This window comes from Bythopirellula superficialaquae (genome assembly GCF_059632245.1).
This window is the reverse complement of sequence record NZ_CP197426.1, coordinates 5,378,392-5,398,192: the sequence shown is the minus strand read 5'-3', so window position 1 is coordinate 5,398,192 and position 19,801 is coordinate 5,378,392. Positions and strand designations below refer to the sequence as shown.

General features: G+C 51.0%; 15 protein-coding genes and 1 other RNA gene. 7 read left to right on the top strand and 9 right to left on the bottom strand.

All coding sequences use genetic code 11. The features are described from left to right. Positions 1-75: 75 nt before the first annotated feature. Entirely contained in the window at positions 76-804 is a 729-nt protein-coding gene (locus SH678x_RS22340) for a hypothetical protein (protein ID WP_496920684.1), read from the bottom strand. Between the two features lie 515 nt (positions 805-1,319). Here SH678x_RS22340 and SH678x_RS22335 point away from each other — a divergent pair. The 4 genes from SH678x_RS22335 (at position 1,320) to SH678x_RS22320 (ending at position 5,662) form a co-directional block, all read left to right on the top strand. After that, positions 1,320-2,075, top strand: a complete 756-nt coding sequence (locus SH678x_RS22335; protein ID WP_496920683.1) for a hypothetical protein — start codon at positions 1,320-1,322, stop codon at positions 2,073-2,075. A gap of 398 nt (positions 2,076-2,473) precedes the next feature. Continuing rightward, positions 2,474-3,274 carry a GDSL-type esterase/lipase family protein gene (locus tag SH678x_RS22330; protein ID WP_496920682.1) on the top strand — a complete coding sequence of 267 codons (801 nt, stop codon included), beginning with the start codon at positions 2,474-2,476 and terminating at the stop codon, positions 3,272-3,274. A 674-nt stretch (positions 3,275-3,948) separates the two neighbouring features. Further along, positions 3,949-4,309: a transfer-messenger RNA gene (ssrA, locus tag SH678x_RS22325) on the top strand. A gap of 972 nt (positions 4,310-5,281) precedes the next feature. Beyond that, the gene (locus SH678x_RS22320) at positions 5,282-5,662 is read left to right on the top strand and encodes a hypothetical protein (protein ID WP_496920681.1); all 381 of its coding nucleotides are present in this window, start codon (positions 5,282-5,284) and stop codon (positions 5,660-5,662) included. 129 nt (positions 5,663-5,791) lie between these two features. Here SH678x_RS22320 and SH678x_RS22315 read toward each other — a convergent pair whose 3' ends face one another. Genes SH678x_RS22315 through SH678x_RS22280 form a run of 8 tightly spaced genes read right to left on the bottom strand, consistent with a single transcriptional unit; the run spans position 5,792 to position 15,999 of the window. After that, positions 5,792-7,267 carry a DUF1501 domain-containing protein gene (locus SH678x_RS22315; RefSeq protein WP_496920680.1) on the bottom strand — a complete coding sequence of 492 codons (1,476 nt, stop codon included), beginning with the start codon at positions 7,265-7,267 and terminating at the stop codon, positions 5,792-5,794. Beyond that, positions 7,264-10,155, bottom strand: coding sequence for a PSD1 and planctomycete cytochrome C domain-containing protein (locus SH678x_RS22310; RefSeq protein ID WP_496920679.1), 2,892 nt, complete (start codon positions 10,153-10,155; stop codon positions 7,264-7,266). The genes SH678x_RS22315 and SH678x_RS22310 overlap by 4 nt, the downstream gene beginning before the upstream one ends. A 2-nt stretch (positions 10,156-10,157) precedes the next feature. Next, a complete protein-coding gene (locus tag SH678x_RS22305) occupies positions 10,158-11,057 on the bottom strand; it encodes an ROK family protein (protein ID WP_496920678.1) in 900 nt (299 codons plus the stop codon). Positions 11,058-11,105: 48 nt separating this feature from the next. Beyond that, the gene (locus SH678x_RS22300) at positions 11,106-11,858 is read right to left on the bottom strand and encodes a glucosamine-6-phosphate deaminase (RefSeq protein WP_496920677.1); all 753 of its coding nucleotides are present in this window, start codon (positions 11,856-11,858) and stop codon (positions 11,106-11,108) included. A gap of 7 nt (positions 11,859-11,865) precedes the next feature. After that, positions 11,866-12,810 (bottom strand): homocysteine S-methyltransferase family protein, encoded by a 945-nt coding sequence (locus tag SH678x_RS22295; RefSeq protein WP_496920676.1) that lies wholly within the window; start codon positions 12,808-12,810, stop codon positions 11,866-11,868. Continuing rightward, a complete protein-coding gene (locus tag SH678x_RS22290) occupies positions 12,807-13,706 on the bottom strand; it encodes a DMT family transporter (RefSeq protein ID WP_496920675.1) in 900 nt (299 codons plus the stop codon). Before SH678x_RS22290 ends, SH678x_RS22295 begins: the two co-directional genes overlap by 4 nt. A 40-nt stretch (positions 13,707-13,746) precedes the next feature. Then, positions 13,747-15,225 carry a Gfo/Idh/MocA family protein gene (locus SH678x_RS22285; RefSeq protein WP_496920674.1) on the bottom strand — a complete coding sequence of 493 codons (1,479 nt, stop codon included), beginning with the start codon at positions 15,223-15,225 and terminating at the stop codon, positions 13,747-13,749. Between the two features lie 21 nt (positions 15,226-15,246). Further along, entirely contained in the window at positions 15,247-15,999 is a 753-nt protein-coding gene (locus SH678x_RS22280) for a PAS domain-containing protein (RefSeq protein WP_496920673.1), read from the bottom strand. A 567-nt stretch (positions 16,000-16,566) separates the two neighbouring features. Between SH678x_RS22280 and SH678x_RS22275 the strand changes: the two genes are divergently transcribed. The 3 genes from SH678x_RS22275 (at position 16,567) to SH678x_RS22265 (ending at position 19,782) form a co-directional block, all read left to right on the top strand. Further along, positions 16,567-17,421 carry a hypothetical protein gene (locus tag SH678x_RS22275; protein WP_496920672.1) on the top strand — a complete coding sequence of 285 codons (855 nt, stop codon included), beginning with the start codon at positions 16,567-16,569 and terminating at the stop codon, positions 17,419-17,421. Between the two features lie 127 nt (positions 17,422-17,548). Then, positions 17,549-18,562, top strand: a complete 1,014-nt coding sequence (locus SH678x_RS22270; protein ID WP_496920671.1) for a PEP-CTERM sorting domain-containing protein — start codon at positions 17,549-17,551, stop codon at positions 18,560-18,562. 74 nt (positions 18,563-18,636) lie between these two features. Next, complete coding sequence (locus tag SH678x_RS22265) at positions 18,637-19,782, top strand: DUF1559 family PulG-like putative transporter (RefSeq protein WP_496920670.1); 1,146 nt, start codon at positions 18,637-18,639, stop codon at positions 19,780-19,782. Positions 19,783-19,801 lie beyond the last annotated feature (19 nt).

Here is a 19,801-nt window from a genome sequence, read left to right as displayed (position 1 = left end):
CTTCCCAAGCCGTCGGGAATCCAGTCCATGATCCCTCTCCCGCCGGGAGAGGTTAGGTGAGGGCAGGCGAGCCCGTTAATGGGTAGCCGAACTCTTCTGTAACACGCTTCTTCGAGGCCGGAAATTACACCTCCAGCAACAACCTACCACACCGCAAACGAGTAATAACAACGAAGCCGGCTCGGGGACGACATCAACATAGACGCGAAAACCGGCATCGAGTGTCTTATCGGCAGCTGGCAGATATATGTCGCGCAGCGGCGTCGGACCGTAAAGGCGAGGAGAATACACCATATATTCACCTCCAGGATGGGGATTGTGGATTTGTCGAAACCACACGTATTTAGGATAAGCCGTATGAGTGTAGTAGGCGTGGTCGCTACTGTAGAGAATGGCCAGGCGATCATTGGCAGCTACCGGCACACGCCAGCTCGATAAATCGACATCGGTAATCGTTGCCGGGCTCACACGTGGGGCAATTGGTAATTCCTCAGGACTGATGGTCGCCCAGGCCAAGACTTGATCGGTTAATGGAAAACCGTTGCTGTCGACTCGTGTTATTCGAATGTGAAGGTCGTCGAAAAACTGTCCTCGCCCCGATACAGAAGCCTGTACTCCCACGCCTGCTAGAATGCCAGTGTTTCGTACCGTAAAAGTTTGGGCTAAATAGTCTTCAGGATAGTCGTGGAAATAGTTGATGCCTGTGTTAGCAGGAAGTTTGTATTCCTGGTCGAGAATGACTGCCGCACTGGTCGACTGTACCAGTGCGATAACTATCAGATGATAAATGATAAGGATTCTCATTCGTGCATGTCCTTTAGCATCCGTTGCAGTGATCGAGAGTTTGGCCAGAGTGTCAGCAGATGATAGTTAAATGTCAGCTTAAACGCACCCCCGAAATCGACGTGAGGAATCAGCGCCTTCAGAACAATTTCACCTGTAAAAACCTTTACGAGGACGAATTAAGGGTCATTCCGAGAGAGCCTAAGCGACCGAGGAATCTGGCTTCAATCTCCTTGTACTTTTCCGCGAATGCGCGGACACGTTCTCGCATAGATTGGCTCTCGGACTCACGACTCGAGACCAGAAAGTCCTTCATTTGCTTTTCTGTCTCCAAATTCGGAGCGGGTCGAAAGAGGGTCTAGCGGTGTAAACAGATTTTGAGCTGAATTAATAGCAAAATGACAATATACCGCAGGCAATTACTGTGATTGATTATTCATTGCCCTTGAGTCGTCTTGTTAAATTCGACTAGTATTCTTAGAGTCAGTTTTGCTTGATATCTTCTATCCAAATATTATCGAGTAGAGTGCGAACCAATGATTCTAAAGATTTTAGTTGGGATTGTCGTACTGACGGCTAACTGCTCGGCATTTGCTAGTCCTATAATCTTAGACCAAGAATTTCCAAGTTTCTCGTCGGCGGGTTATTCTCTTGACTACCCTGGTGATGCGATGGCTCAGACATTCACTGTTGGCACGAGTGGTCGATTGCACAGCATTGGTATTCGCGTAGAAGTCTCCGGCATTGCATACCGAACTCCCCCAGTCGATGACCTGCATGTAAGTTTGCTAGAAACGGATGAGTCAGGCGCGCCTGACTTCAGTCGAGTTCTTGCGGCCCGAGATTACTCTTGGTCGGAAGTTCCCAACTATCCTTGGTTTGACGTTGATTATTTGAATTTCGATCTCTCGACACAGAACATCCGCGTGTCTTCAGGTGATAGGCTAGCCATCGCTCTAAGCAGTGATCAGGCGGCATACCTGCCTTCCGGAAAAACGCTCCTCAATAACAGCAGCAATTATTCTTGGGCGACAACTTTCGGCGATGCCTATCCCGGTGGCGATTTCTATGTTTATTCACCGATTCTTTTTGGATCGAACCCTTATAAGTTTATAGACCGGTGGCGAAATCCCCTGTCGCCCTACTATCCTGAATCCACGAGGGACATGGGATTTAAGGTACTTATCGCAGTCCCCGAGCCGCCATCAATTGTGCCGTTTGCTACAATCCTGTTAGCGATGCTGTGGCAAAGATACCGGGGCACACTTCTAAGGCTGACGGCTTATAGCTAATCGCTTATTCTCCCCAGCCACTCCTTCCCTCCGATCACATCGCTGAGCAATATCAGCTGGGCGCTCTAATTACTCCTCCATGCCATGCATCCCGCCCCCCAAAACTTTCTCATCGAATTTGGCCGCGCAAAAAGGTAGAATGGGCCGCTTGGACCATAGGACTGTGGACGATGGACCAAAGAAAGTCCTACGGTCCCACAGTCTACCGTCCTACAGTTTACGGTCTTTCCAGCTTTGCAACATTTAGAGACCTGCAAACCACGCAAACCTGGCCAACCTCGCAAAGCTGGTGAGAAAAGCTGTTAGCGATTAGCTCTTAGCTGTTAGCCATAATTAAAGTCAGAAGAGCCCTTACCTAGCCTCTCCCGCGAGGGAGAGGGATTATTGGGAGCGTTTTGATGAATGGTAATTGTATTCGCTGTGTCGGTTTGTTCTTTGTGTTCTTCGTGGTTGCGTTAATAAGTTCTGCGTGCGCCGAAGAGAAGAAGCCCGCCGAACCGCCAGCCGCAGAGTCTGCGAAACCCGCGGAAACACCAGCCGAAGAGAAAAAACCCGCGGAACCTCCGGTTGATTTGGGCGCCATTTTTCGCATGCACTATGCGAATCGGGTCCGTGCGTTTCGTGAGCAGAACGAGGTGTTTCAGAACGTCGTGCTGCTGGGCGACAGTATTACCGAGGGGTTCGACGTGCCGAAGATGTTGCCCGGGCGGAGGGTGCTCAATCGGGGGATCGGCGGCGACGTCATCGGCAATGCCCTGCCCGAGGACGACAAGCGGGGGATTCTCGCGCGGCTGGATGAGTCGGTCTTCAACTGCTCGGCGACCGACGTGTTTCTGCTGATCGGCATCAACGACCTCGGTTCGGGCCGCCAGCCGGAGGTGATGGAGCAAGGGTATCGGCAACTTCTCGAGCGGATCAAAACCGAGGCCCCGCGCGTGCGCGTGTATGTGCAATCGGTGTTGCCCTGCAGCGGCCGCTACGCGAAGCACAATGCCAACGTGCTCGATTTTAATGAACGACTGAAAAAGCTGGCCGCGGAGTTCGGTTACGACTACCTCGACCTGCACGCGCTGATGATCGACGACAAGGGCGAGCTCAAGTCAGAATACACGGGCGACGGCTTACACCTCAACGCCGCCGGCTACGCACCATGGAAAAAAGAAATCGAAAAAGTGATGGACTGGGGAAATGACAAGTGAAGTTGTACCGGCGAGCCTCCCGCGTAAGCGGGGGGAGTTTTTTGCGATTGTCATTTTGAGCGGAGTGACACGGAGCGAAGAATCTAGCGTCCATTTGTCGATGGCTTCAAACCGTAGGAGTTAGGCAGGCTAGATTCTTCGGTCGCCTAGGCTCTCTCAGAATGACCCGAGTTCCATACTACATCCGTACCTTTACCGTACATCACCCGTGCCACAAACACACTGCTGGACAAGCCAGCCAGTGGCACCCAAACTGCGCGCAGACGTTGCGTCTCGGTACTCGAAACTCGTAACTCGCAACTATGAAATAGACCCTGCCAAGTTGGAAGAGTTGGACAAGTTGGAAGAGATGAAATGAGAAAAGGAGAAAGAGTCGCGAGTTGCGAGTCACGAGCAATCGGACGCATTGATCTCAACCCTACCCCCCGGCCCCTAACCCCTCTGCCAAAAAAATCACACATTACGAAAGGCAAAACCACAACTTCCAGTACAAGTGTCGAACCCAACCACCAGCACCAGCCCCGTATGTTCCCAGCCCCAAGCCCCCAAATCCCAGTCCCCAACTCCCTTGCTCTGGCCTCCGCCCTCTGGGCAACCTACAATACAAGGCTTGTCGCGTTTTGGCGTGTTCCCATCCCACGGGAAACGCCGGCCCTCACCAGGGGTCGCACTTCGGGGGCGAACAGGGTTCGACCGGGTAGACAAAGCGCAAGTGGCGTGTCGTGGTTGATCAGTGGGCCACGTAAAAAGCTGATCACAATGTCAATTGCTAACAGCAATTACGCTTTGGCTGCCTAATTAAAGGCTGCCCGGACTAGGGGCTGAAGTCGGATTGGCCCGGACGTCCGTCACTAAATCCGAACCGCCGCGGGTCACCACCGAGTATCCCCGCGGTCAAACAAAGTTCTTGGTTAGCGAGCCGGTAAGTTGGTCGACTGATTGACCTGCTCGTGAAATTAAACCAGTCGAACACACACGTAGAAGCTTGCGTGGAGATGCTTCGGGACGCGGGTTCGATTCCCGCCGCCTCCACTTGGACGAGGGGACTCGTCCTGACTTACTGTGGCCCATTCTGACCGCTGATGACACGTCAGAATGGGCCTTTCTATCGACTGGCGAACGTGCCTGTTGGCGACAAGTGGTGACGGCACGAGACAGCACGGGACACTCGTCGCATGCGTCCTGGAATGCGTCGCACGCTAAGCAGCGATGTGTCTTTGTCCTCGCCGAGCCACTTTCGCACTACAACAGAGCGATCACGATCACCCATCAGAAGACGCATTGCACATAGGTTCTTTTGTCTAAAGGGCGACAACAGCAATTACTTTGCCCTCTCCTCGGCTCCGCCTGTCGTCAAAAGTGGTGGCTGTCTTGACGCTCGTCTCCTGCAGCAATCACTCGATGCCGAATATGCCGTCACGGACGCACTAGGTCATGCCCCAAGATGCCTAGACTGCCCAAATTGGCCCACTGACACGTATGCCCTGATAGAGGGGTTATCGTCCATCATGTGCATGCAGGTTTGTAAGTGCCTAACTTAAAAGAACTTAACGAGGTTGCCCCGCCGACGATTCAGTTCTGACCGTTTTGAGTATTTGAATATTGCTCTCGACCCCTCCCTCGGGGCCGTCAACGGCCAGGGGAGCGACAGTACGTCGGCACGTGCCGACGTCACTCACTCCGAATGGAGATAGTAAAAGGTGAACGATGATTTTGACAAGTTGTTCGAGCTTTTGTTTAAAAGCTGTGGCCCGATCCTCTATGTAAAAGATTTGGCGACGATCTTCCGCTGTACTCCGCGGTCGATTTATCGAAGCGACCAGGAACCGTGCTCGCAACGCCGGAAGTTTCCAGTGCTTCGAAACGATTGTCGCGGTAAGTACTGCCTGTTGAGCGATCTGATTGACTTTTGGCGGGATCAAGACGACCCGCCCGGGAATCTTGCGTCCTAATTCTCCACGTGATTTTTTGGAAGTTAGGAGTCACTCGGTTGATTGGAGGTTAGGGATGCAGCTGCCCGCATATAAGTTGATTGGCGGTCCAGAACGGTACGTGAATGGCCGCGGACGCAAGGATCGTCATTACCGCCAAAAGTTCCGTCTTCTCGACGAGCCTCTGCGTGCAGTCAGGTCAGTGTCACTTCGCACCAAGGATGTTGGTGTCGCACGCCGCCGTGCCACCGAGATTGTCGAGCAACGCATCCGCGCAATCGTTTTGGCGAGAGATCCGCAAGCCCGCACCGCCGCGAATGGGGTGCGGGTGGCTCTCGACGAGTACCTCGATGCCTTGGCCGCCCTGGGTAACACCAGTAAGCAAACTAGATTGGTTCGGACTCGAATCGAGCGACTGATTTCTGAGTGCAGCTGGACCGAGTATCAGCAGGTGTGAAGACGCTCTTTATTGCGAAGATAAGTCGATCCGACGCGGACCTCACAGGTTTGTCGGCCACATAGCTGCCTTAACGCTACGTGTACCAGTAGCATGCGAAGAATCATCGCTACATCAGTAGAAGACATTTCAGGAAAGTATTTCAGTGACCACACGAGCCTTTTTCACTCCCGTGAGCTTTTCGTTTAAACCCCTATATTTATAGGTTAGTTTGTTGTGGTCAATACCTATCAGGTGCAATACTGTTGCATGCAAATCGCGGATGTGTACCGAAGCTGTGATCGGTGAGTATCCGATCGGGTCAGTTTCGCCATAGCTGAAGCCTTGTTTGATGCCGCCCCCTGCCAACCAAATTGTGTAGGCATCGGGATGATGATCGCGGCCCATGAAAATCATTTCAGTCCCTCCACGGTTTTCACGCATCGGAGTACGCCCAAATTCACCTCCCCAAATAACCAGGGTATCTTCGAGAAGTCCCCTTTGCTCCAAATCGATCAATAAAGCGGTTGTTGCCTGATCGACATTACGGCATTTGTCGACGAAGCCGTGATTGAGGGCTTCTTCTTTGCCTGCCCCATGCGAATCCCAGCCCCAATCGAAGAGCTGCACGTAACGGACACCGCGTTCAATCAGACGACGTGCGAGCAAGCAGTTGTTAGCAAAATTTTCCTCACCAGGCTTAGTTCCGTACAGAGAGTGCGTTTCCTTTGATTCTTGCGAGATATCTACAGCATCGGTGGCAGCCATTTGCATTCGATAGGCCATTTCATATTGCGCTATGCGGCTCAGCGTCTGTTGATCGCCGTATTGTTCGTAAGTGACTCGATTGATATCACACAAAGCTTCAATCATCTTACCACGGATTTGCCGATTGATACCTGGTGGATTAGCTAGAAACAGCACAGGATCGCCTTGCGATCGGCATTGCACGCCTTGATAAACTGGTGGTAGAAATCCCGACCCCCATAGGCTCTTGCCAGCGCTAGGGAAGCGGCCGCCTGAGAGCAGAACGACATAGCCAGGTAAGTTCTGATTCTCGCTTCCAAGCCCGTATGTCGTCCACGCACCGATCGACGCATATCCAAGATTCTGATTTCCGGTGTGTAACAACAGTTCAGCGGGCGCGTGATTGAACTGGTCAGTCTGCATCGTACGAATGAAACAGACTTTGTCGATGACCTGCTTGAAGTGCGGGAGTCTATCAGAGAGCCAAGCGCCCGATGCCCCCACTTGTTTGAAAGGAAAAACTGGTCCTAATAACTGCGGCACACCTTGAATGAATGCGAAACGCTTTCCTTCGAGAAACTGCCTGGGGCAATCCTGACCACTAAGTTTTGTGAGTTCAGGCTTGTGCTCGAAGAGTTCTAGTTGACTGGGAGCGCCAGCCATATGTAAAAATATGACTCTTTTGACTTTAGGATGGCGATGGCTTGGGCGGGGCAGTAAAGGTTTTGCAGGGTCTGGTAGAGTTTGGTTTAAGTCTGCGCCTGCGGAACTGCCGAGACCCAACAGGGTCGCTGCGAGCCCACTTAGCGTTTCATTCAAGAAATACCGTCGTGTCTGATGTTGCAGAGTGGTGGCACGTAATTCGCTTGATAGATTCATTTGGTCAGTGCCTCGTCCAAATTTAAAATTGTGCTCGCCACGATCACATAAGCGGCTTCTTCTGGGGATGTTCCTAGCTTCTCGGTCTCGACTGGTTGAGATTGGTAGTATTTGTGCGAATTATCAAATAGATTTAACAACCGCGCTATTATGTCATCCGTCGGTTTGTGGGAAGTGGCTCTTTCATAGGCCCAGGCAATCCGCTCAGGACACGATTCGCCTTCTCGAGCTAGTATTTGCTTGGCAAACCCTTGAGCGCATTCGAAGAATGCTTCATCGTTCAGTGTTACCAAAGCCTGAAGTGGGGTGTTTGTTGAGATCCGTCGCGTCGTGCAAATGTCTCGGCTAGGGGCATCGAATGTCAACATGCTGGGGTAGCCGCTGGTCCTCTTCCAGTACGTGTAAATTGCACGACGATAGCGGTCCGCATTTGTCGCCGTTGTCCATTTCGCATCGTTGTAAACGCTCCGCCAAATGCCATCAGGCTGGGGCGGCATCACTGGCGGGCCAAACATTCTTGAAGAAAAACTCCCTGAGAGCATGATCGCCTGATCGCGTACCATCTCAGCAGTTAACCGCTGCCTTGGTCCGCGGGAAAGGAGTCGATTATCCGGATCACGTTCAAGATGTCTGGAAAGTGTTTTGGACTGTTGGCGATATGTTGCCGAAAGCACCATCTGCTTGAGAATGCCTTTGACGCTCCAACCGTAGTCGCTACGGAACTTGATCGCCAAGTAGTCCAATAGTTCAGGATGTGAAGGCAATGTACCCGAGGAGCCAAAGTCCTCGCCAGTTTCCACGATTCCGATACCAAACAGTTGAGCCCATAGTCGATTAACCATGACCCTCGCGGTCAGCGGGTTTTGATCTGAAACTAACCATCGGGCAACGTCCAAACGATCGAGGTTTGTGCTGGGCGAGACTGGCAAGACTTTGGGAGTGGCTGAGTCGACGGCTTCACCTTTATCGAGCCATAAACCTCTGCTGAAAGTATGCGTGATCCGCTTACCTGATACCGGTAATTCGGCGAGTATGGGTACGGATACCGTGCGAATATTCGCAAGTTGATCGCGTAGTTTAGCAAGTTCTTTAACGGCAAGGTCGAACTCGGACTCCTGTTGCAGGTCAATCCAAGCTTCGTTCGATGAGCATGAGTAAGACGAGCGATTAAGCACCAAAGCAACGTTACCTACGGTCTCCGCATTCTGAATAAGTTCTAGTCGAATGCGACATCCAGGTTTGATCGCCACGGCATTCTTAAGTAAAAAGATCGCGAAGTGTGAATTCCATTGGCGGCTGTAACAGCCCCAACCATAGAGGTCCTCATTCAAGGAATCCGCTGGATTTATCGGCGGTTCAGGATCATCGCAAAACGTTTCCGTGAAATGTAATTCAGTAGGTTTCTCATGATCGGGCGTGATCAAGAAAACTTTGACATACGAAACTATGAACCCCATTTCTGGTATCTCTTGTGCAGCTTGCTCGTCCTTAGGGAAAGCGTCAATACGCAACGCTGTCAGTTGGTCTACGGTTTCCGGGAGCGGTGCTTCCAGTGTAAAGCAAGCTTGACTTGTAGGCCTCTTTTCTATGTGCACCTCAGTGCGATGAGAAACTTTCTGGATATTAAGCTTTCCGCCTTTAGTAGACTCAGCGGTTGCAATAGGCAACTGCTGCCATTGATCTTTTGTACCGAGTTCGATCAATCGGCGATGTAATTTTTCCTTGAGCATTTTGAGACTACCGCAGAGAATGGCAACCTGTGTTCTCTCTGCTGGATCAACTGCGTACTTAAGACAGGGAAATTCCTCGTCGATATCGGCGTCTTTCGTGTTGTTGAAGACTGCAAGGAACTTGTAATATTCTTCATGCTCGAATGGTTCATAAGGATGCGCGTGGCACTGTGTACAGCCAAATGTTGTCGCTTGCCAGACTTGCCAGGTTGTATTCACGCGGTCGATGACAGCAGCCGTACGAAACTCTTCATCATCGGTACCACCTTCGGTATTAGTTTGAGTGTTGCGATGAAAAGCTGTTGCCAGGAAGTCGTCATAATTTGCGTTTGACAGCAGGTCGCCGGCCAATTGTTTGATCGTGAACTCGTTATAAGGCATGTCGTTATTGAATGCACGAATAACCCAATCCCGATACGGCCAGATATCACGATGAGGATCTTTCTCGTAGCCGGTGGTGTCGGCATATCGTGCCAGGTCTAACCACATTGAGGCCCAGCGTTCACCGAAATGGGGCGACGCCAACAACCGATCAACAACTCTTTCAAAAGCCTCGTCACTCGTGTCAGCGAGAAAGTCCCGGTACTCTAGTTCGCTGGGAGGCAGGCCGATCAGGTCAAACGACACACGTCTTAACCATTCGGCTTTGGTAGCGCTCGGCGAGGGCTCAAGGTGATTCTCTTGTAATTTCGCCAGCACAAATTTGTCGAATGGCACGAGACCCCATTCAACTTGTTTAACGTCAGGCAAGTCGGCCTCTTGAGGCGGAATAAAAGCCCAGGACAACTTCCAAGCCGCGCCTTCAGAAATCCAGCGACGCAAGATTTCAATTTCTTGGATTGAAAGCGCTGGACCGTGATCGGCCGGTGGCATGCGCATGTCTGGGTCCGAGTCGGTTACGCGTTCAATCAGATATGATTCGTCCGGTTTTCCGGGCACCACGGCTGGTACTCCCGAATCGCCCCCTTTAAAAATCTGATCACTATAGACAAACGACAGACTTCCGGCTTGTTTAACACCGCCGTGACAGGCGATGCAATGCTGGGCTAAGATAGGACGAATATCTCTGTTGAATTCAACCGACGCGATATCCTCGCACGAGCCAATTGAGGAGGCTACTGACAGGCACAGCAGGATGAGGATGTGGAGCGATCTCATTTTTACTCCCTGGCTTTCAATGCTGCCCCGATGGCACCTGCCGGAACACCCAGCTCTCCTTGGAGAATTGGCACATGGCGCTGCATGTCAGACCAGATATGCTTTCTCGCCGTGTGTGAGAGTATCTCCCAATACCTGCCAGGTGAACTTCCCAGCCCTCCCCCGACAACAACGGCGTGAGGGTCAAGAACGTTTATCAACAAACTAATCGCCGAACCAACACATAGAGCCGCCTCATCGATCACTTTTTGCGCAAGCGAATTGCCGGATTCACTAGAGCACAAAATATCTTTGGCGGTCATTTTTTCTGTTCGCTGCGGCGACTCGGAGAGTTTCGCGAAACGGTTTTCGATGCCACGTCCCGATGCCATTTGCTCGAGGCACGATTGTGAAATCGTTCCGCACTCACTACACAACGTTGAAAGTATTCCCGTGGCCATTGTTCCCGTGCAGCCATGTGCTCCTAGATAAGGCTCCCCATCGATCACCATGCAACAACTTATGCCAGTACCGATCGTGACAAAAAGAAAACTCGAGAATGCCTGGCCCGCTCCGAAAGTCGCTTCAGCCTGTGCCGCTGCACGAGAATCGGCTTCCACAACAACTGGCAGGTGCTCACGGAACAGATCTAAGGCCGTTGGGTTGCGCCAAGGAAGAGTAAATTCACTCACAATCTCGCCTTCGCGATTAACCAACTCACACACAGACAACCCTAAAGCAGTCGGCTTCCATTCCTTGCTGTGTGCATCGTTGAGGAGCTTCTTAAAAATGGCAAGAGCATCAGCGGCCACCGCTGTACCACCACGGTTGGCCAAAGTGTCAGTAACATTCAGGCCCGACATCTTGCCCTCGGAAGTGAGGATGCACCCTGCCATCTTGGTCCCGCCGATGTCGACGCCCAAGGTACACGATTGTCGAGATTCAGCGTGATAAGCCAACGGTCGCCTCGTTCAAATTCTGTTGTCGGCAGATTTCAAATTCACTGCCGCATATTCATCGAGCACGATCAGCGCTTTCGGGTGCAGTTGGAGATAAGAAGCGGGACACAAAGAACTTGGCGGTAGTTTTAGCATTGAAAAAACTGCCTGGGCCTTCGGGATTCCAAAAGCCAGCAGGAGGATATTTTTTGCAGCCAGAAGGGTCTTCATTCCCGTGGTCACACCCATGTGGGGAGCATAGTCGCCGCGAAACCATTCGCGGTTGGCGTTGATCGAAGTCTCGCTCAGTGGCACCATCCGACCTTCCGAATCAATTTCGCTGCTTGGTTCATTGAAGCCTATGTGACCGTTCTTGCCCAATCCGAGGATGACCAAATCGAGCCCTCCCACAGCTTTGATCTTTCGTTCGTGCTCGAGGATTGAGCCGGCCGCTTCAGATTCTAGGGAACTCGTAAAGTGATATCTTTCTCGTGGAATCCCCCAGGGCTTCACAGCCCGCTCGTAGATCAAATTCGAGCAATTCCGAGATTCCGTTGGCGGAACCACGACGTACTCGTCCAATGCAAAAACGGTTAGATGGCTGAGCGCGGCTTGGCGCTTAGCCACCGAGGCGTACAACTCAAGTGGAGTGTTGCCTCCGGCGAGCATGATGTTGTGCATCTCGGGAGAGGTCAGTTTTCGCACGAGCCACTCCGCCGCAAACTCGGTCGCTGACTGTGTGTCTGCGAAAATTCTTACGTCGGGCACGATGTTGATATTGTTCATTCAAGTCTCACTTACCGTCGTCGAGACCGTATGCCAGTTCACGAATGTAGGCCGCGTTACAACCGCAACAACCGCCAACATAAGAGATTCCTTCATTGCGAGCTTGTCTGCCAAATTCGTAAAACATTTTTCTGGGAACCTGCAATGTTTCCATTTCGTCAGGGAATTGAGGCATGCGAGTGAACGTGGGAAGTTCTTCAGTGGTGCGAAACGCCGCGGGTTGAGCAGCAATCGGGATTCTAACGGCGGCGCGCATTCGACGCAGGATTGGTAGCATTCTCTCAGGCTCTTGTTCGCAATTAGCACCTACGGCTGATGCCCCGGCATCCACTAATCGCTTGGCGCAGTCTTCGGGACTGACCCCATCTACTGTCTGATGGATAACAGGACGAAAGCTCAAGGTGGCAATGCAGGGCAGACCACGCTCGACGCCGCACTCTAAGGCCAGCAGCATCTCGTCGAGACGGAAAAAAGTTTCAAGAATCAAGAAATCGACACCTGCGGCCTCGAGCAAACGAATTTGTTCAGAGAAAAGTTCTTTGACATAGGGGGCCATAGAAGGGCCTTCGCGCTCGAAAAGTTGTGTTCGCGAAACACTGGCCGCCACGAGTGCTTTGTCGTTGGCAACTTCTTGTGCAAGTTTGACCGCGGCGTTGTTTATATCTTCAGTTTGATCGCCATAACCGGCCCGCGTGAGCTTTTCCCGCGTGCCGTAAAAAGTGAGTGCTTGCAAAACATTTGAGCCCGCTAGCAAAAATTCTTCGTGCAAGCCGCGCAAAGCCTGAGGATGCTCAATAGCAACTTCGGGCGTAAATTGTCCGCTTCCCTTGCCCGTTCCAACTTTTTCTCTTCTCGAACCACTCGCGACATATCCGCGTCGTTCGAGTTCTATCAGATAGCCGCCGTCGCCAAGTACGACCCCCTCACGCATTAATTGATTAATAGTTTTCATCCAAGTTCTCCTTGATTGACGAGTGAGGTGGTTGCTGCCGGCATTTGCTTCTCATAACAAAGTGCAACGACTGCCAGCACGGAGACAGCAATTGCTTGTCCTTCACGCCAGCTTAGCTGCTCTTGCAGTACATACACGGCAAGAGGAACTGTCACTAGCATGTAAAGCCCTGCGGCAGGAGTAACGATGACAGCACGCCCACCGTATCGGTAAGCCAAAATCACGGTTAGGTTGCCAAGCGCGAACAAGAATCCTGACAGAATGGCTAGAATCCAGGTTTTACTTGAGACTTTATCCCAGTGGCCGTCGTCGAATAAAGCTAAGAGCGCCATCGGCATGAAACCTAAAAGAAAAGTCAACGCGCATTGCTCGGCAGACATTCGTAATGTTACTAACTTTTGAATAAACCCACCTACGCCCCAGCACACGATCGGCAAGAGTGCAAACAAGAGCCAACCGCTTAAAAAGTCTGTTTGATTGCCAACGTTGAAGAGCCAGATAGCCAGCAAGGAAAGACCAATGCCCAACGCTTGGATCAGAGTTGGTCTTTCCTTGAGAAAGATCATGGCAAGGATGACCGTCGTGATTGGATAGAGAGATGTCAAAGGAATGACCGCTAGCGCCTTACCACCTTCGGACATAGCTCGAAAGCATGCTAAATTGCCAACACATCCGAGTAGTCCCGCCAACAGGGATATGCCTGCGAAGCGAGGATCCATCGGCGTTTCGGATTGGATAGTCACCCATCCCAGATAAAGAATGATTGGAAGAATTCCCAGCAAAGATATTACCTGTAACTGCCAGTCAGGAAGTGCCGAGGAAACAGCCTTGCAGACTACGCTCCAGACGCCCCACAAAAGCACCGTTACCAGCGTGTAAGCAATCCATTTCGGCATAGGATACGGCCCCGACAAAGAGCTAGGCTTTCAAATCACTTCAAGTTGCGGGATCGACGTCATTGATCCAAGGACCGGCAAGATTCTGATACTTCTCAGGATGGAGCACGCTGCCGGTCGTTCCTGCTTTCCATCCGGGAACATGCCTAGCTGGGGCACGATCGGCCGACATTTTTTCCCATCCTTTGGCCCAATCAGCACTGCCGTCCGAAATGGTCATCGTCTTGCTGTTGAAATGAAAGACCTTGCCTTGGCGATAGCTTTCCGACCCTAGCTTGACGATGATCATCGCTGCCGCACCAAGTTCCGGTGTGCATTTCACAAGCTCGGGCTTACCAGCGATCGCGGCATCGCAAAAGTTCTGGAAGTGCAGGTATGACGTGTCAGGAACTGGTCCCATCTTGATTTCCTCGTCCTTGATTTTGCTGTTCAGAGTTACCTGAGGTCGTTCCGCGACGAACTTATATCCCTCAAAGACTTCGCCGTTGCCGAACACAAACGAACCATTGTGTCCCCGTATCAATTGATTGATGGGAGTGTATTCACAACACATCGTCGCGGTGACAATTCCCTGAACTCCCTCGTCAAAATCAGCCACGACTGTGGCCACGTCTGGGACAGTTCTCCCGTCATACTCAAGGAATATGCCGCCTGCACCGACAACGCGCGCCGGATAGCGCAGTCCCGTCGCGGTGAGCATCGTGGTAGTTCTGTGGACGAACAGATCCGTGAACATTCCCGACCCGAATTCCCAATAGCAACGCCATTGAGCGTATCGTTCTCGGTCGAATGGCATCTCGGGTGCGAGATCAAAGTCCGTTCCCAGGAACATCTTCCAGTCGATATTCGTGGGAGTCATATCCCGCGTCAGTTCGTAATACCGCCATTGGCCCATGACAGAATTGCGAAAAAACTCGGTTTGGTACTGCAAGACTTTTCCAAGTTGTCCGGAATCAATCCGCTGCCTTGCATCATGCCAAGACGGCACTTGGGTGGATTGAACACCCACCTGCATGACCAAACCAGATTTCCGCCAAGCTGTGAGTACAGCGAGCGCCTCATCGACGCTATGCGTCATCGGCTTCTCGCAGTAAACATGCTTCCCCGCTTCTAAGGCATCGATGGTCTGCCTCGCATGCCAGTGATCCGGTGTCGCGATGCAAACCGCATCGATCGCGGGATCATTGATGATGTCGCGATAATCAGTCACTTCTTTGGGCGAATGCTTGGTGGCCTCGCGAACTTTACTGATCGCTTCGTGGCGCCGTCTATTAAAGACATCACAGATCGCGGCGACTTCGACCGAGCTGTTCTGTTCTGATATTTTGATCGCCGAATCAAGATGTACACCACATCGTTCACCAACGCCGATAAAAGCAATCCGCAGTCGCTGATTTGATCCAAGGGGGTTTGACGCAGCAGCATGCAAGCTAGTGAGTGTTGAGCATGCCGCTGCTGCCTTCGCGGAACTTTGAAGAAATTTTCTCCGCGACAAGGAGTTTTCGTCAGTAATTTTCATAGCACGAACGTCCTGACTTATCTATTGAAAGAACTTGCGATACTGTATAGGCGTCATGCCGGTCATCTTGCGAAAACGCTTCGTAAAATGGCTTTGATCGAAAAATCCCGTATCCATGGCAATGACTGACAATGGTTGATCGGTGGTTACTAGGAGTCGTCTTGCTTCTTGCAACCGCAGCGCAAGTAGATACTCTGTGGGAGACATTCTTAGCAGTCTACGAAACAAGCGGTGAACATGAGTTGAAGAGAGGCCACAGTGATCAGAGAGTTCTGACAACTCGATGTGATCGCGAAATCGTTGCTCTAAGTATTTCACTGCAGGAGCAAGTCTTTGAAATCGATCCAGCTGTTCTTTGGGCGTGGCAATAGGGTGCATGACACCACAAATTCCTATAAACTGACCATCGGGACCAAGCATCGGTAGCTTGCTTGATACGAACCACTGCATCGATCCGTTAAGAAACGGCACAAGCCATGTCTGATTTATGATAGGTTTACCTCCCTCCATGACGCGTTGATCTTCGGCGATATAACCTTCAGCCAGAGATGGGGGATGGAAATCGCGATCAGTTCTTCCCAGCAGTGTTTCCTCATCATCGACTCCGTACACAGCCAAATTTGCCTTGTTAAGTCTGACGAATCGGCTCTTGATATCCTTCGCATAAAAAAACACACCAGGTGTCAATTCAAACAAATCCATGAGTGTTTGAAGGCCCGGGTAAGTTTCAAAAAATTGACGCTGGAATGGCTTGCCAAATGACTGCTCAGACATCCCACCGGCCTCGGCATTGCAGTTGGGAAAAGATAGGCTTGAAAAGTGGATTCGTACCTTAGAATGTAACAGCTCGTAGCTCCCGCCAAGCCTAAAAATGCCAATTATTTCGCAGATTTAGGTAATTTATCGCCACTTGATTCAAAGAAGAGCCAATTGCAAAAATGGTAAGAATGTACAAAAACGTTACTCGAAATGTACAAGACAATGTGCCCGATCTCATTCAAACTTAATAGTGACATTGAGGTTCAAGGCACAAGCGTTAGGGGTGTTCGCTTAGAACTTGGACAAATCGAACTTTTCACACGACCTGTCGTTGCTTGATTCTTTTCTGAGGGAAGGGCGTAGCTTGAGGGGCTGCGTTAATAAATCCCTAAATTCCGTACAGTCACGGGTGTTCTTCAAAGTGAAGTTGTAAACAGATCGCTTGGAATAAGGGTTTGTCCATAAAATCCCTCGCTGAGTCGAAGTTTTAGCAGCAATTGGACTGCGTAGTCAGTTTTTAACTCTGTAGGAAGGTGTGACTCTTCTTGGGTTGCCGCTGTGATTTAACTTGGAGATGAACTCATGAAACGAATGCTTATCTTGTTCGCTGTCCTGGCGATGTCAGTCAATGTTACGCGCGCGGTGGAATTGCTATCTAATGGAAATTTGAATTTGGTCGATCCACCCACCTCTCCAGAATTTTTTTATAACACACCGCAAGACTGGATACTTTCCACGGATCCGTGCTCAAACGCTTCTAACGGCCCCTGCACGATCCTGCCGTATGTGCCTGGTCAACTCTACACCCCATATGGAGGTTATCCGGCAGCATTCGCCGATCGCTTAGGAGGCGGATTGGGAGTCATTGCCGAGGCTTATCAGGGTCACTACCCATTTGAGATTGTTGGCCCTCTCGACGTGGAAATTAAACAAATTATTCCTGGTACGGCAGGACAAGCCTATCGTTTCTCGGGTTGGGCGCATTTCGAGGGAGGCTATGCAGGTGGTGTAGAGTTCTTAAATATCGACTCTCCTAACCAAAGAAATCAGGATGCTCAGGCGCTTAATCCGGGAGTGCCTGTCGCGGCTTTGACCGATACCATCTTTGCGCTCGAGTTTCTCGACGGCCTCGGTGGCGTACTTCCTGGTTCGGTTGTTTACGAACTCCATGATGATGGTGGCCAACAAAATGACAATCAACTTGATGGTCGCGATTGGATGAAGCATACCCTGATTGCAGTAGCTCCTGCTGGCACAGTAAGTGTACAAGTGCGAGCAGCTATGATTGACGGCGAGTTTAATTTCGATCCACCAAATCAATCCCAAAACGTGTTTTTCGATGATTTTTCATTGGTTGCCGTTCCCGAGCCAAGTTCTATGCTTTTGTGCAACATGGGATTGGCGTTTTTGGCAGGGGGACGTCGCCGCACAAGATAACCGGTAGTCACATTTTTTTTCGGGGTCTCCAAAGAATTGGGCTTTGGAGACCCTTACCTTCCTCAAGCAAGTCATTCCATGCTCATGCTGACATGCATATTAGGGGCCTTTGAAAAGAGGAGCTTAGATGAAAATCGCAACCATCGTTCTGGCGAGTGTAGTGCTTATGACTCTTGGAGTTTGCCCGGCTTGGTCGCAGAACCTACTCACAAATCCCGGTATCCAATTTTTGGGGATCAGTGGCGCCGGAGACGACGCCGTTCCTGATGGCTGGGAAATGAATGAATCCATAGTGCAGAATGCTGCGAACGGCTTCGAAACGCTTGCCGAGGGAGCTTTCTATGGTCATCGTCGCTATCAAGGAGATGGTTGCTATGATATCGGTCGGTGTTGGAATATGTGGTTCAAACCCTATGTCGGCACCTTCACTCAAGACATCGCAGGTGTGCCGAATGCCGAAGACAATTTTGCACATCTCTATCAAGATGTTCCTGGCACTCCCGGAATGCAATACACGATGACTGGCTTCGCGGCGGCAGAAACTCATTTTCCGGGGGGTGTTAGTAATTTGAACTGGCAAACCGGCGATCCTGGAAGTCCAAGTCCCGACCCCAATAATTTTACTGATGGTCCACTTTCTCCGACCGATGTTTTTTTCGCCCTGGAGTTTTTGGACGCTAGTGACGTAGTAATCAATACCCACGAACTGGAGCTTTTGCAGGCAGGGCTCGTGAATAGTTCTGTGGCTAACTGGACCGATGCCGTATGGAAGCAATTTACGATCGTGGCCGTGGCTCCGGCGGGAACGACTCAAGTCCGCGTTCGTGCTTCGATGACCGATGGTGTTTGGAATCCGGGTGCCGACCCACAGTCCTTCTTCGTCGATGCCTTTTCGCTGACAGCCGAAGAATTGGCAGGAACACCAGGTGATTTTGACCTGGATGGTGATGTTGACGGTCGAGACTTTTTAACTTGGCAACGCGGAGGGTCTCCGTCTCCTTACAGTGCGATTGATTTGCAGACCTGGCAAGGCGCATACGGAGCACCACTTGTAGCAATTTCGGCAGTGCCCGAACCTAGTACGGTTGTCTTAATATCTCTCATGTCTTTTGGATTTCTGGCCATTCGTCGAAGAAGTTAGATCGTTTAACATGCTGAGCCAACTTAGTTTGCCCACACTTCGCCTCTTGCATACATGTGTAAGGATATAGAACCATGTTATCCCGAAAAGAGAATAACAGACTTGGATTTACCCTTGTCGAACTTCTCGTGGTGATAGCCATCATCGGTGTCTTAGTGGCGCTCTTGTTGCCTGCAATTCAAGCCGCCCGCGAAGCCGCGCGTCGGACGCAGTGTAACAATAATTTGAAGAATATGGGCTTGGCGGTTCTCAATTTTGAGAGCTCGATGAAGCAGTTTCCGACGGGTGGCACCATGCCTGATGTTCGTATCGAGTGGTACCTGAAAGATACGCAATCAGTTAGCAACCCTGCTCAGCGCCGTGGGCCGGCAAACGGTCCACTCGAGCAAGGACTAGGTTGGCTCTATCAGATTCTTCCTTATCTCGAACAAGGTGCTATCAAGAATCTTGTGCAGCAAAGCGATTTATCAAAAAACCCTATTCCGTTGTACAACTGCCCTTCTCGTCGAGGGGTGACGATGTACAGCAATAACACCCAGAACACCAACATTTCTCTGGTGGATTACGCAGCTGCCTCCGCAGGTCCTACTCGTAATGAGCTAGGAAATACGCAGTTCGACAACTACTTGTCAGATTTCGCTTCTAACCCTTTAACTCAAGAAAACGTCAGCGACGTTTTTTGGGGGTGTAAAGAAGGTGAGAGCGGACTTCCAGACGAGCCTATGGTCAGATTCTTGGCTGCTCAAGGCCGTGGTTTTCTATTTCGCGGCATCATTCAGCGTGTCGACTGGGATGTACTTTCGGCGGCTCACTTGGGTTTCACTACTAAGATGACGATCGCACGAATTTCTGATGGTACAAGCAACACGATGCTCGCTTCAGAAAAGTGGGTTTCGCAGACTTATTCAGGTGGTCCTCCCGATGGCCCGCATCCATGGAAGAGTGGAGACGATTTCGGCTGGGCGGACGGATGGGACTACGACACCGTGCGATCATGCATGTTTGCACCTCAATCCGACGGAAATGCTGATGAAGCAGGTGCCATCGCTGCCGGCGGTCAAGTCAAAGAGAATTTGCAGTTTGGTTCAGCTCACGCAGGTGGAATCAACGCACTGTTTGCTGACGGATCTGTGCGCGGGATTGGATTCGATGTGAACGTCGAAACCCTCAATTTCCTGGGACACCGGGAGGATGGTCAGGCAGTTGCTACACCTGAGTGACGAGTCCTAAGCGCAGCCG